Raw genomic sequence first — 12,408 nt, 5'->3', positions numbered from 1 at the left:
AGATCCGAAAGGACCCGCGGCACCGGACGCCCACGGCACGACGGTGCCGCTCGTACCGGACACCGTCGGAGCGCCCGCGGCGCGAACCATCCTATTTCGAGCTCGCCCGGAGGATGATCCGCTGATCGCCCGACCGGGGGCCGGGCCGCCGGTACGCCGGACGATCGCCGTCGGCGCCGGCTCAGCTTACGTCGTGCGCCGGTCCGCCCCGTCACTCGGGCACCCCGGGAACGTCCGACCGCGGCCCGGCGTTCCCGGACACGGCCCGGCCCCCGACGCCCGTCTTCGGGTGTCGGGGGCCGAACGCGGGACCGGCACCCGGGCCGGTCCGCCTACTTGCCGGTGAACTCCTCGTACGCCTTCATCACGGTCTCGGTCGGGCCGTCCATCCGCAGCTCGCCGCGCTCCAGCCACAGCACCCGGTCGCAGGTGTCCCGGATGGACTTGTTGTTGTGACTGACCAGGAAGACCGTCCCGGCCTCCTTGCGCAGCTCGCGGATGCGGGCCTCCGAGCGCTTCTGGAACTTCTTGTCGCCCGTCGCCAACGCCTCGTCGATCATCAACACGTCGTGGTCCTTGGCGGCGGCGATGGAGAACCGCAGCCGGGCCGCCATGCCGGAGGAGTACGTCCGCATCGGCAGGCTGATGAAGTCGCCCTTCTCGTTGATGCCGGAGAAGTCGACGATGTCCTGGTAGCGCTCCTCGACCTGGGCCTTGGTCATGCCCATCGCGAGGCCGCCCAGTATGACGTTGCGCTCGCCGGTCAGGTCGTTCATCAGCGCGGCGTTGACGCCCAACAGCGAGGGCTGGCCGTCGGTGTAGACCTTGCCGCGCTCGGCCGGCAGCAACCCCGCGATGGCCTTGAGCAGGGTGGACTTGCCCGAACCGTTGGAACCGATCAGACCGATCGCCTCGCCCCGGTAGGCGACGAAGCTCACGCCCTTGACCGCGCGCACCTCGCGCATGCCCGCCGGGGGCTTGCGGCGCAGGATGCGGTTCAGGGCCGCCGTGGCGCTGCCCCGTCCGCCGCCACCACCGTTGACGCGGTAGACGACGTGCAGGTCCTCCGCGATCACGGTCGGGATCCGGGGCTCCCCGGACTGCTCGCCGGCACCGTCCTGCCCGTTCTTCCGGGTGCTCTCGACCTCAGCCACGGCCATAACGCTCCTCCGCCTTCCAGAAGAACACGAATCCGCCGACGCCGACGAGGACGGCCCAGCCCGCGGCCAGCGCCCAGGAGTACGGCGGGAGGTCGGCGACGGTGTACCCGTCGATGAGCGCGAAGCGCATCAGGTCCATGAAGACGGCCGCCGGGTTGGCCTGGGCGGCCGTGATCAGCCACTCCGGAGCGCTGGTCCGGTCCCTGAGCATGTACTCCAGGGGGAACATCACGCCGGAGGCGTACATCCACGTGCGCATCACGAAGGGCATCAACTGGGCCAGGTCCGGGGTCTTGCTCCCCAGCCGGGCCATGATCATCGCCAGGCCCGTGTTGAAGACCAGTTGCAGGGCCAGGACCGGCACCACCAGCAGCCACGACAAGTCCGGAAAGTGCCGGAAGCCGAAGAGGATGACCACGAGGACGACCATCGAGTACAGCAGTTGCTGGAGCTGCTGGAGCGAGAAGGCGATGGGAAGCGAGGCCCTGGGGAAGTGCAGGGCCCTCACCAGTCCCAGGTTGCCGGAGATCGCCCGCACTCCGGAGAGGACCGAGGTCTGCGTGAAGGTGAACACGAAGACGCCCGTGACCAGGAAGGGGATGTAGTTCTCCTTGCCGCCCGGTGTCCCCTCACGGCCTCCCAGCAGGATGCCGAAGACGAAGAAGTACACCGCCGCGTTCAGCAAGGGAGTGGCGACCTGCCACAGCTGGCCGAGCTTGGCCTGACTGTACTGCGCCACGAGTTTGGCCTGGGAGAAGGCGAGGATGAAGTGCCGGCGCTCCCACAGTTGCCGTACGTATCCCGTCAGGGAGGGCCGTGCCCCGCTCACCGTCAGGCCGTACTTGGCCGCGAGTTCGGCCGGGGACAGGCCGTCGTCGGGTGAACGCGGGTGCTCGCTCGCCGCGATCGCACCGCCGTGCGTTGTCTCGCTCACGTTGAAACTTTCGTCCTCACAGTGCACAGCCGGGTCGGATTCGAGTGCAGCGGACTCCGGCCCCGTCACCGCCACCGGACCCGATGCCCTCACGGACAGAGCTTGTCAGATTCAGATGACGGGCGGTCGACCGAGTCGGGTCAGACGCCACACCGTACGCCACTTCATCGGTCGACGCGGACCGCACGGAGAGGTCCAGCCCTCCCGGAAGCCTCCCAGCCAGGCGCGCAGCGCGGGACGCGAGGGACGCCGGGCGAGGGTCAGCACCAGCCAGACCCCCAGGTAGAGGGGGATCAGCACGGCGGGGAGGTTGCGGCGGGCCAGCCAGACCCGGTTGCGGGCGACCATCCGGTGGTAGACCGCGTGGCGGCTGGGGAGGGTGGTGGGGTGGTGGAGCACCATGTCGGAGCGGTAGTCGATCATCCACCCGGCGTCCAGGGCCCGCCAGGCCAGGTCGGTCTCCTCGTGGGCGTAGAAGAACTCGTCCGGCAGCCCGCCGACCTCCTGGAAGACCTTGGTGCGCACCGCGTTGGCACCACCGAGGAAGGTCGTCACCCGTGAGGAGCGCATCGGGTCCGACGCCCGCAGCCTGGGCACGTGGCGGCGCTGGGTGACGCCGGTGTCCGGGTCGGCGATGCGGAAGCTGACGATGCCCAGCTCCGGGTCGGTCTCGAAGGCCCGCCGGACCAGTTCGGCGGTGTCGGTGTTCGGCAGCAGCCCGTCGTCGTCGAGGAAGAGCAGGACGTCCACCTCGCGCCCGCCCGGCCCGAACGCCTCGATGCCGACGTTGCGGCCGCCGGGGATGCCGAGGTTCTCCGGCAGCTCCACCGTCCGCACTCCGCCGGGCAGGTCCGGCAGCTCCGGCAGGGGGGCGCCGTTGCCGACGACCACGACCCGGATCGGATCGCCCTCCTGCTTGGCGACCGAGTCCAGCAGGGCGCGCAGTTCCTCGGGCCGGTTGCCCATGGTCAGCACGACGGCGCCCAGCGCCAACGGCCTGCGGGACCCGTCGAAGCCGCGGGGCGCCGCGCTCCGCTCGGTGCCCCCGTCCGTCTCCGGCGCGCCGTGCGTCCCGTCCGTCCGCGCCAACTCACTCACCGTCCCTCACCGCAGCCGGCTCGACGCCAGGATGGACACCAGGTGCAGCACCGTCTGCAGGACGGCGATCGCCGCCAGGACAGCGACGCCCAGACGGGTGAAGAACAGGTCGCCGCGGACCGCGTCCGCCACGGCCACCGCCAGGATCACCAAGGACGCCTCGACCCCGCCGACCAGTCGGTGGAACTTCAGCGCCGCGGCGGCCCGGCGGGCCAGCGCCAGCTTCGAGGAGCGGGGCACCGCCGCCTCGTCCTTGACGGCGGGCAGCCCGCTGCGGGAGCGGGCCACGTCCACCAGGTCCGTCTCGGCCTTGATCAGGATGGCGCCCAGCGCGGCCACCGTGCCCAGGAAGGCCCACAGCCACCCCGTGGCGGCCCCCTCGACGTGGAAGACGTCCGCGGCCCGTACGCCGAAGCCGACCAGGAGGGCGGCCTCGGCCAGGTAGTGGCCCACCCGGTCCAGGTAGACGCCGGTGATGGAGGTCTGCTTCCGCCAGCGGGCGACCTCGCCGTCCACGCAGTCCAGCAGCAGGTAGAGCTGGATCAGCAGGGCGGCGAGCACGGCCCCGACCGGGCCCGGCACCAGCAGGACCCCGCCGGCCGCCACGCCGGCGACGACCATCAGGTGGGTGAGCTGGTTGGGTGTGATCCGGGTGCCCACCAGGTGGCGGGTCCAGCGCAGCGAGATCTCCCGCATGTACAGGCGTCCGGCCCAGTGCTCGCCGCTGCGCCGGTCCTTCACCCCGGCGGGGTGCACGACCGGCCGGAGTTCAGCTACTGATGGCTTTGACATAGTCGCCGTACGCGTCCCTGATCTGGTCGGTGGACAGGTCCAGGTGCTCGATGATCGTGTAGCGCCCGGGCCGGGTCTGCGGCGCGTACTCCACCGCCCGCACGAACTCCTCCTCGCTGAAGCCGATCTCGCCGGGCAGCACGGGCAGGCCGTGGCGGCGCAGCACGTCGACGATCAGCAGCGTCTGCTCCTCGGCGCCGCGCAGGTGCATCGCGAAGGCGGCGCCGAGCCCGCACTGCTCGCCGTGGGCGGCGGCGCGCTTGGGGTAGAGGAGGTCGAAGGCGTGGTTGATCTCGTGGCAGGCGCCGGAGGCGGGGCGGCTGTCGCCGGCCACCGACATGGAGATGCCGGTGAGCACCAGCCCCTCGGCCAGCACGGTGAGGAACTCGTCGTCGCCGCAGCCGCCGGGGTGGCGCAGCACCGCCTCGCCGGCCTGGCGGGCCATGGCGGCGGCCAGCCCGTCGATCTGCTCGCCGGTCTCGCGGTGGGAGAGTTCCCAGTCGGCGACGGCGGAGATGTTGGAGATCACGTCGCCGACACCGGAGCGGACGAAGCGGATCGGGGCCTCGCGGATGACGTCGAGGTCGATGACGATCGCGATGGGGTTCGGCACGCCGTACGAGCCGCGGCCCGCGTCGTTGTCGAGCGTGGCCACCGGGGAGCACAGGCCGTCGTGACTGAGGTTGGTGGCGACGGCGACCAGCGGCAGGCCGATGCGGGCCGCGGCGAACTTGGCACAGTCGATGATCTTGCCGCCGCCCATCCCGACCACCGCGTCGTAGTGGCCGGACTTCATGGCGTCGGCCAGCTTGATCGCCTCGTCCAGGGTGCCGCCGCCGACCTCGTACCAGTCGGCGCTCGGCAGCGCGGGCGCGAACCGCTCGCGCAGGGCCGCGCCCGAACCGCCGCTGATGGCGATGGCGAGCTTGCCCGAGGCCGAGATGCGCTGGTCGACCAGGAGGGTGGCGAGGTCGTCCAGGGCACCGGGCCTGATGTCGACGACGACCGGCGACGGGATGAGCCGGGTCAGTACTGGCACGCGATCTCCCGCGCCTTGTTCAGGTCGTCGTGGTTGTCGATCTCCACCCACTTCACCTCGCCGATCGGGGCGACGTCGACGGTGCGGCCGCGGTCCACCAGCTCCTGGTAGCCGTCCTCGTAGTAGAGCTGCGGGTCGCGCTCGTAGGTGGCCTTCAGGGCGTCGGCCAGGTCGGCGGCGGCCTCGCCCTCGATGAGGGTCACGCCGATGTACTCGCCGGTGGCGTCGGCCGGGTCCATCAGCTTGGTGATGCGGCGCATCCCCCTGCCGGGCTCGGTGACGACCTTCATCTCCTCGTCGGCCAGCTTCTTGACCGTGTCGAGGGCGAGGATGATCCGCTTCCCGTCGCCGCGGGCGTCCAGGAGGGTCTGCTCGACGGAGACGGGGTGGACGGTGTCGCCGTTGGCCAGGATGACGCCCTCGGCGATGACCTCGCGGGCGCACCACAGGGAGTAGGCGTTGTTCCACTCCTCGGCCTTGTCGTTCTCCACCAGGTGGAGCGTGACGCCGTACTTCTTCTCCAGGGCGGCCTTGCGCTCGTACACGGCCTCCTTGCGGTACCCGACGACCACGGCGACGTCGGTGAGGCCGACCTCGCGGAAGTTCCCGAGGGTCAGGTCGAGCACGGTGGTCGTGCCCTGGCCCTCCGGGTCCACCGGCACCAGGGCCTTGGGGAGGGTGTCGGTGTAGGGGCGCAGACGCCGTCCGGCGCCGGCCGCCAGCACGAGGCCGATCATGCGGGTTCTCCTGTTTCGTCGTGTACGGCGGGTGCTTGGGAGGACACCCAGAAGCGGACGCTCTCGGTGACGACCGTGAGCGCCAGGGCCCCGGCCAGGACCGTGAGCGCGATCGTGAAGCCCTGCCCCGCGGCCCACAGGGCGGCGGCGGCCGTGACCACCGCGACACGTCCCTCGTGCCCGCCGATCGCCCGCACCAGCCGGCGCGGAGGGGCACCGGTGCCACCGCGGATGCGGTACACCGTGTCGTAGTGATGGTAGGCGACGGCCGCCACCAGCCCGAATGCGGCGGGCAGCGCGCCCTCCGCGTCCGCTCGGGCGGCCAGCACCAGCACCGTCGTGTACTCCGCCGCGCGGAAGAAGGGCGGCACCAACCAGTCCAGCGCGCCCTTCGGCGGCCGGGCGACGGCGATCCCCGCCAGGAGGACGTAACCGAGTGCGGCCGCGAGCGGCCAGGGGCCGCCCTCGGGCGTCCACAGCGCGCAGGCCACCAGCCCCGCCGTGCCGAGCAGGGCCGAGGCGGGGGCGGCGAACGCCGGGAGCCGGACGCGCCGGAAGGCCGCTGCCAGGCCCTCGGCGAGGGGGCCGGAGTCGGCCAGGTCGGCCAGGGCGCGGGCGGCGCGGTCGGTGCGGTCGGCCTTCCTGGCGAGCGAGCGCAGCACCCGTCCGGCCGTGGTGTAGCAGGCGGCGAACGCGCAGCCGGCCAACAGCACGGTGAAGGTGGTGCGGGGGGTGGTGAGGGCGGTGAGGACGGCGATCAGCGCCCAGCGCTCGCCGATCGGCAGCACGATCATGCGTCGCACCCAGACCGTCCAGCCGACGCTGTCGAGCCGTCCGGAGAGGGCGGCGGTGGGGCCGGTGTTGCCGCTCGCGTCGTGATTGGCCTCGTTGAAGGAGAAGTCCACCACGTGCCGGCAGGTCTGGAGGACCATCGCGCCCAGCGCCAGGGCCCACACGTCGTCGCCGCCGCGGGCCGCGCCCAGCGCCAGGCCCGCGTAGTACGCGTACTCCTTGGCCCGGTCGAAGGTGGCGTCCAGCCAGGCGCCGAGGGTGGAGTACCTCAGGGCGTAGCGGGCGAGCTGCCCGTCGGCGCAGTCCAGGACGAAGGAGGCGATCAGCAGCGCCCCGGCGGCGACGAAGCCGCCGCGCGTACCGGTGGCGGCGCAGGCGGCCGCGACCAGCGCGGTGAGCAGCGAGGCGGTGGTGACCTGGTTGGGGGTGAGTCCGCGTCGGGCGCACCAGCGGGCGATGTGGCGGGAGTAGGGGCTGACGAAGAAGGTGGTGAAGAAGCCGTCCCGGGACTTCACCGCCGAGCGCAGCCGCACGGACTCCTCGTCCACGGCCGCCACGGCCCGCCGGGCCTCCTCGCGGGCCGCCGCGTCGCCGGGCACGGTGGCCACGAGCACGCCCAGCTCGGGGCGGTGGACGTCGGGCGCCCCGGCGTCGGCCTCCAGGGCGGCGGCGACCCGGTCGGGCAGCCCCGTGGGGGGCGCGCCCGCCTCGTCCTCGGGGGCGTCGGTCCCGGTGGCTGCGGTGTCGGAGGCTGCGGTGGTGTCGGCGGTGTCGGTGGTGTCGGTGGCGGGGCCGGTCCCCGTCCGTCCGGCGGCGACCGGCGGCGTGCTCCGCCGCGCGGCGACCGCCAGGGCCCTGCGCAGGGCGGCGCGCGCCTCGGCGCGGACGGTGACGGCGCCCGGCACGGCGGCGGCGGGGAACCGGGGGTCGGTCAGGGCCAGCCGCAGGCTGTGCAGGTGTCCGACGAAGCGGGGATCGACGAGGGCGACGCGCTCGCCCACCGGAACGGCGGCCAGCGCCTCCTCCGCTTCGGCGGCGTCGTCCACCACCCGCACGTCGAAGCCCAGTGTCCGCAGGTCGCCCTCCAGGGGAGCCCCCGCGACCGGCGGACCGGTGAGAATGGCGGTCGACAAGAACGAACTCACTCCTTGGAAGGCCGGGCTGTCCGCGGCGCGGTCCGCGAGGCGGCGTCCGGGCAGCGGTCACCGTGCGCCATCACCCGTTCGGGGCGGGCGGCACGTGGCCAGAGGTTATCGGATCGCCGGAAGGGGCAGTTCACCCCGCATTCACCGGGGAGGGACCGTCCGGCCATCACGGAACACCACGAACCGCCACGGACCGCCACGGACCGCGGCCCAGCATCCTCGATCCGCCGGCCCCGCACAAGGACCGCCCCCCGGCCGCCCGCCTCCGCCGGGCGGTCGGGGGGAGCTGCCCAAGCGGGGGCCACGGCCCGGGGCGCATCGGTCGGCGGCGCCGCTCCGAAGGCGGGCCGCGCCCCTCGCCCCTTGTCCGCATGACGGGTGAATTCGCAGGTCAAGGGGATGACAACGGTGTTCAGTGCCGCGTTGCCCCATACCCCCCACCCGTAGTTCACTGGGGGGCGTCCGCACGGTCGGCCGCGAGATCGGTCGCGACACGGGAGGCATCACCGATGGGCGCAGGGCACAACCACGGCGGGCCGCGGCCCGCCGGGCCGGGAACGGCCGGGGCCGCGTATCGGGGGCGACTGCTCGCCGCGCTGGCGATCGCGGTCATCCTGCTGGTCTCCCAGGCCGTGGGCGCGGTGCTGACCGGCTCGCTGGCCCTGCTGGCGGACGCCGGACACGTGGCCGGCGACGTGATCGGGGTGGGCATGGCGCTGCTGGCCATCCACGTCGCCAACCGGCCCGGCGACGAGCGGCGCACCTTCGGCCTGGCGCGGGCCGAGATACTCGCCGCGTTGTTGAACTGCCTGCTCCTGCTCGGGGTCGGCGGCTACATCCTGGTGGAGGCCGTCGACCGGCTGCGGCACCCGACGGAGGTGCCGGGCGGGGCGACCGTCGCCTTCGGTGTGGTCGGCCTGGCCCTCAACGGGCTGTCCATGGCGCTGCTGATGCGTGGGCAGCGGGAGAGCCTGAACGTGCGCGGCGCCTTTCTGGAGGTGGCCGCGGACGCCCTGGGATCCCTGGCGGTGATCGTGGCGGCGCTGGTGATCGTCGTCACCGGCTGGGAGCGGGCCGACTCGATCGCCTCGCTGCTGATCGCGGTCCTGATCGTGCCGCGCACGGTGAAGCTGGCCCGCGAGGCGCTCGACGTGCTGTTGGAGGCCGCCCCCCGGAACGTGGACCTGGGCGAGGTTCGGGCGCACATCCTGGGCGTGCCCGGCGTGGCGGACCTGCACGACCTGCACGTGTGGACCATCACCTCCGGCATGCCGGTGCTCTCCGCGCACGTGGTGGTGGACCGGGAGACGCTGGAGTCGGCCGGCCACGACCGGATCCTGCGCGACCTCCACCGGTGCCTGGGCCGACACTTCGAGGTCGAGCACTGCACCTTCCAGTTGGAGCCGCACGGGCACGCGGCGCGCGAGCGCGGGCTGTGCCACTGACCCGACCGCGCCCCCGCCCCGGCCGCCCGACCGTCCGGGTGCCGACGAGCGGTGCCGTCCGACGTACGGCACACTGGTGGGCGAGGTCGGAACATCGGAGAACTGCCGTTCCGGCGCATTCTGGTGAAGGGCGGACATGACGAACAGCGCGGCGGGCCCGATCATGCTCGAACTGGTCGACGAGGACGGCACGACGATCGGGACCGCGGAGAAGCTGTCCGCCCACCGCGCCCCCGGGCGGCTGCACCGGGCCTTCTCGGTCTTCCTCCTCGACGACACCGGGCGGCTGCTGCTCCAGCGCAGGGCGCTGGGGAAGTACCACTCCCCCGGTGTGTGGTCCAACACCTGCTGCGGCCACCCCTACCCCGGCGAGCCGCCCTTCGCGGCCGCCGCGCGTCGGGTGGGCGAGGAGCTGGGCGTGTCGCCCTGGCTGATGCGGGAGGCGGGCACGGTGCGCTACAACCACCCGGATCCGGCCTCCGGTCTGGTGGAACAGGAGTACAACCACCTCTTCGCCGGGCTGGTGCGGGACACCCCGCGGCCGGATCCGGCGGAGATCGCCGAGACGGCGTTCGTGACGCCCGAGGAGCTGCTCAAGCGGCACGAGGCGGAGCCGTTCTCGGCCTGGTTCATGACGGTGCTGGACGCCGCCCGCGGTGGCATCCGCGAGGTGGTCGGGGGCGCCTCGGGCTGGTGAGTCCAGGGGCTCGGTCAGCCCACGCCGGGCACCGGCCCCGACGCCGGGGGCACGGGCGACGGCAGGGGCAGCGTGGCCCACACCACCTTCCCGCCGGACGCGGTCTGCTCCACCTCGCAGCTCCCTCCCACCTCGGCGACGGTGGCCTTGACCAGGAGCAGCCCGCGCCCTCCGAGGTGTTCCTGGGAGGGGGCGAAGGCCAGCGCGGCGGGGCGGTAGGGGTGGCCGTCCTCGACGCCGACGCGCACCCGGTCCGCGCCGACGGCGACCTCGACGCCGATCTCGGTCGAGAGCAGGGCCGCGTGCCGCACGGCGTTGGTGACCAGCTCCGACACGATCAGCATCAGCCCGTGGAGGACGTCGCCGGAGAGCGGGACGCGTCTGCGCAGGAGGAGGTCGCGCACGGCGTGGCGCACCTGGGGCACGGAGACATCGCGGACCGGGACGGTGAACCGCCAGGTGCCCTCGTACGGCCGGGGCCGCGCGAGCCGGCGGTCCGGCGCCGGCATCGGTGTCCGTCCGGCCTGTTCTGGGGAGACGTCCCCGCGGATCTCCATTGCCGCACCCCGTCCTCGGCTCTCGCCGGCCGCTCCCGCCCGGCCCGGTTGCCGGACCGGTTCTTCCGTCGAGTGTTGGCCCGCGGAGCGGGCGCTCCGGCCCGCTGACTGCAAGTCGGCACTTATCGATGGCAATTGACAGAAGACTTACGCCCCGTTTGCGGCCGTGACTGATCTTGCACGATCGGTTCTGCGGCCCCGGGAACTCCGCCGTCGCCCCGCCCCGAACCACCGTCGTCCGGCCGTCGTCCGGCCGTCGGTCCACCGCCGCACCCGCACGGCGCGCCCCGCACCGGCGGCGGCTACGATCCGGCCCATGCCCCAGGACACCGAGCCGGCCCTGCTCACCTCCGTCGAGGGCGGTGTGGCCACCCTCGTCATCCGCAATCCGGCCAAGCGCAACGCGATGACGCCCGCGATGTGGCGCCGGATGCCCGAGGTGCTGGGGCGGCTGGCCGGCGACCCCACCGTACGGGCCCTCGTCCTCACCGGCGAGGGCGACACCTTCTGCGCGGGCGCGGACATCTCCGCCCTGCGCGACGGAGGGGAGGAGTCGCGGGGGCTGGCGGTGGCCGCGGAGGAGGCACTGGCGGCCTTCCCCCGCCCCACCCTGGCGGCCGTGCGCGGTCACTGCGTGGGCGGCGGCTGCCAGCTCGCCGCCGCCTGCGACCTCCGCTTCGCCGCCGAGGGGGCCCTTTTCGGCATCACTCCCGCGAAGCTCGGCATCGTCTACGCGGCCTCCGCCACCCGGCGTCTGGTCTCCCTGGTGGGTCCGGCCACCGCCAAGTACCTGCTGTTCTCCGGCGAGTTGATCGGCACCGAGCGGGCCCTGCGCGCCGGCCTGGTCGACGAGGTGCTCCCGCGGGACGAACTCGACGGCAGGGTGGTGGAGTTCACCCGCCTGCTGGTGTCGCGCTCACAGCTCACGCAGGCGGCGGCCAAGGAGTTCGCGGACGGCCTCGCGCACGGTCCCGTCGCCCCGGAGCGGGTCGCCCACTGGGACCGCCGGGCCCGGGAGAGCGGCGAGACCGCCGAGGGGGTCGCCGCCTTCCTGGAGCGCCGCTCCCCGGCCTTCACCTGGCCCCTTACCGGCGGGTAACGTGCGGGCATGACGTCCCTTCCCGCACGCGCCGGACGACGCTGCCACAACGTCGTCAACCCCCTCCACTCGGCCGTCTACTTCACTCCCGACCTGGCCCGGGAGCTGGCCCCGTACGGCATCGAGGACCCGTCCGCGGTCTACTTCGCGGGACGCGCCGCCTCCCTGGGCCGGGTCGGCCCGGGAGTCGTCACCGCGACCTTCCACAACTTCCACCCCGATCTCGTCGCCCGCCACCTGCCGGGCGTGTGGGATTCGGCGTCGCCCGAGACGGTGCTCGAGGCGCGGCTGCGCGCCGCCGACTCGATGCTGCGTCGACTGCTGGGCGAGGAGGCGGTGGACTCGAAGGAGATGGCCGAGGCCGCCGGCCTGGCGCTGCGCGCCACCGAGGCGTGCTCCCGGCCGGGCCGCCCGCTGTACGCCTCCCTGGCCGACCTCCCGGTGCCCCAGGCGCCGCACCTGGCCCTGTGGCACGCGGCCTCGCTGCTGCGCGAGCACCGCGGCGACGCCCATGTGGCCGTCCTGCTGCACGCCGGGCTGGACCCGCTGGAGGCGCTGGTCAGCCACACCGCCGGCGGCCGCGGGATGAGTCCCGCGTGGGTGCTGGCCACCCGCGGTTGGAGCCGTCGGGACTGGGAGGCGACCCAGGAACGGCTGCGCGGACGCGGGCTGCTGGCCGGCGCCCCCTCGGGGGCCGAGCTGACCGAGGCCGGTGTCGCCCTGCGCAAGGAGTTGGAGGAGGAGACCGACCGGCTCGACTCCGCCCCGTACGAGCACCTGGGCGCGGCGGGCACCGAGCGACTGACCGAGCTGTGCGGCGCCTTCACCGGCGCGCTCCTGAGCGCGGGCGCCTTCCCGGCGGACGCGTTCGGAAGGGGCTGAGCGGAACGGCCCCGGCTCCGGGGGGGTTTAC

General features: G+C 73.3%; 12 protein-coding genes. 4 read left to right on the top strand and 8 right to left on the bottom strand.

Annotation, left to right across the window (positions count from 1 at the left end; genetic code table 11):
• Nucleotides 1–332 precede the first annotated feature (332 nt).
• The 7 genes from F0L17_RS22055 to F0L17_RS22025 form a co-directional block, all read right to left on the bottom strand.
• Nucleotides 333–1,160, bottom strand: coding sequence for an ABC transporter ATP-binding protein (locus tag F0L17_RS22055; protein WP_155072423.1), 828 nt, complete (start codon nt 1,158–1,160; stop codon nt 333–335).
• A complete protein-coding gene (locus F0L17_RS22050; RefSeq protein ID WP_162466546.1) occupies nt 1,147–2,094 on the bottom strand; it encodes an ABC transporter permease in 948 nt (315 codons plus the stop codon). The genes F0L17_RS22055 and F0L17_RS22050 overlap by 14 nt, the downstream gene beginning before the upstream one ends.
• 111 nt (nt 2,095–2,205) lie before the next feature.
• Nucleotides 2,206–3,060 (bottom strand): glycosyltransferase family 2 protein, encoded by an 855-nt coding sequence (locus F0L17_RS22045; protein ID WP_155073999.1) that lies wholly within the window; start codon nt 3,058–3,060, stop codon nt 2,206–2,208.
• 138 nt (nt 3,061–3,198) lie between these two features.
• On the bottom strand, nt 3,199–3,984 hold the full coding sequence (locus F0L17_RS22040; RefSeq protein WP_155072421.1) for a CDP-alcohol phosphatidyltransferase family protein: 786 nt from the start codon (nt 3,982–3,984) through the stop codon (nt 3,199–3,201).
• Nucleotides 3,962–5,023 carry an iron-containing alcohol dehydrogenase gene (locus F0L17_RS22035; RefSeq protein WP_162466545.1) on the bottom strand — a complete coding sequence of 354 codons (1,062 nt, stop codon included), beginning with the start codon at nt 5,021–5,023 and terminating at the stop codon, nt 3,962–3,964. The genes F0L17_RS22040 and F0L17_RS22035 overlap by 23 nt, the downstream gene beginning before the upstream one ends.
• Nucleotides 5,011–5,760, bottom strand: a complete 750-nt coding sequence (locus tag F0L17_RS22030) for a phosphocholine cytidylyltransferase family protein (protein ID WP_155072420.1) — start codon at nt 5,758–5,760, stop codon at nt 5,011–5,013. Before F0L17_RS22030 ends, F0L17_RS22035 begins: the two co-directional genes overlap by 13 nt.
• Nucleotides 5,757–7,685: a DUF5941 domain-containing protein gene (locus F0L17_RS22025; protein WP_155072419.1), complete on the bottom strand. Its 1,929-nt coding sequence runs from the start codon at nt 7,683–7,685 to the stop codon at nt 5,757–5,759. Before F0L17_RS22025 ends, F0L17_RS22030 begins: the two co-directional genes overlap by 4 nt.
• Nucleotides 7,686–8,206: 521 nt before the next feature.
• On the opposite strand from F0L17_RS22025, the gene F0L17_RS22020 reads away from it, so the two are divergent.
• The gene (locus tag F0L17_RS22020; RefSeq protein ID WP_155072418.1) at nt 8,207–9,142 is read left to right on the top strand and encodes a cation diffusion facilitator family transporter; all 936 of its coding nucleotides are present in this window, start codon (nt 8,207–8,209) and stop codon (nt 9,140–9,142) included.
• Nucleotides 9,143–9,278: 136 nt separating this feature from the next.
• Nucleotides 9,279–9,839 (top strand): isopentenyl-diphosphate Delta-isomerase, encoded by a 561-nt coding sequence (idi, locus tag F0L17_RS22015; protein ID WP_155072417.1) that lies wholly within the window; start codon nt 9,279–9,281, stop codon nt 9,837–9,839.
• A gap of 14 nt (nt 9,840–9,853) precedes the next feature.
• Here the strand turns inward: idi and F0L17_RS22010 are convergent, their stop codons facing one another.
• On the bottom strand, nt 9,854–10,396 hold the full coding sequence (locus F0L17_RS22010; protein WP_155072416.1) for an ATP-binding protein: 543 nt from the start codon (nt 10,394–10,396) through the stop codon (nt 9,854–9,856).
• 316 nt (nt 10,397–10,712) lie between these two features.
• Between F0L17_RS22010 and F0L17_RS22005 the strand changes: the two genes are divergently transcribed.
• Both F0L17_RS22005 and F0L17_RS22000 read left to right on the top strand, forming a co-directional pair.
• Nucleotides 10,713–11,495: an enoyl-CoA hydratase/isomerase family protein gene (locus F0L17_RS22005; RefSeq protein ID WP_155072415.1), complete on the top strand. Its 783-nt coding sequence runs from the start codon at nt 10,713–10,715 to the stop codon at nt 11,493–11,495.
• A 9-nt stretch (nt 11,496–11,504) separates the two neighbouring features.
• The gene (locus F0L17_RS22000) at nt 11,505–12,377 is read left to right on the top strand and encodes an SCO6745 family protein (RefSeq protein WP_155072414.1); all 873 of its coding nucleotides are present in this window, start codon (nt 11,505–11,507) and stop codon (nt 12,375–12,377) included.
• Nucleotides 12,378–12,408 lie beyond the last annotated feature (31 nt).

This window comes from Streptomyces taklimakanensis (genome assembly GCF_009709575.1).
Taxonomy (GTDB): Bacteria; Actinomycetota; Actinomycetes; order Streptomycetales; family Streptomycetaceae; genus Streptomyces; species Streptomyces taklimakanensis.
The sequence above is the reverse complement of the archived record's forward strand: the minus strand, read 5'-3'. Positions and strand labels throughout refer to the sequence as shown.

What these genes read in the sequence shown, in the direction of transcription:
- F0L17_RS22055 (WP_155072423.1), bottom strand. Translation starts at nt 1,160, where the DNA reads ATGGCCGTGGCTGAGGTCGAGAGCACCCGGAAGAACGGGCAGGACGGT.
- F0L17_RS22045 (WP_155073999.1), bottom strand. Translation starts at nt 3,060, where the DNA reads ATGGGCAACCGGCCCGAGGAACTGCGCGCCCTGCTGGACTCGGTCGCC.
- F0L17_RS22040 (WP_155072421.1), bottom strand. Translation starts at nt 3,984, where the DNA reads ATGTCAAAGCCATCAGTAGCTGAACTCCGGCCGGTCGTGCACCCCGCC.
- F0L17_RS22030 (WP_155072420.1), bottom strand. Translation starts at nt 5,760, where the DNA reads ATGATCGGCCTCGTGCTGGCGGCCGGCGCCGGACGGCGTCTGCGCCCC.
- F0L17_RS22020 (WP_155072418.1), top strand. Translation starts at nt 8,207, where the DNA reads ATGGGCGCAGGGCACAACCACGGCGGGCCGCGGCCCGCCGGGCCGGGA.
- idi (WP_155072417.1), top strand. Translation starts at nt 9,279, where the DNA reads ATGACGAACAGCGCGGCGGGCCCGATCATGCTCGAACTGGTCGACGAG.
- F0L17_RS22010 (WP_155072416.1), bottom strand. Translation starts at nt 10,396, where the DNA reads ATGGAGATCCGCGGGGACGTCTCCCCAGAACAGGCCGGACGGACACCG.
- F0L17_RS22005 (WP_155072415.1), top strand. Translation starts at nt 10,713, where the DNA reads ATGCCCCAGGACACCGAGCCGGCCCTGCTCACCTCCGTCGAGGGCGGT.
- F0L17_RS22000 (WP_155072414.1), top strand. Translation starts at nt 11,505, where the DNA reads ATGACGTCCCTTCCCGCACGCGCCGGACGACGCTGCCACAACGTCGTC.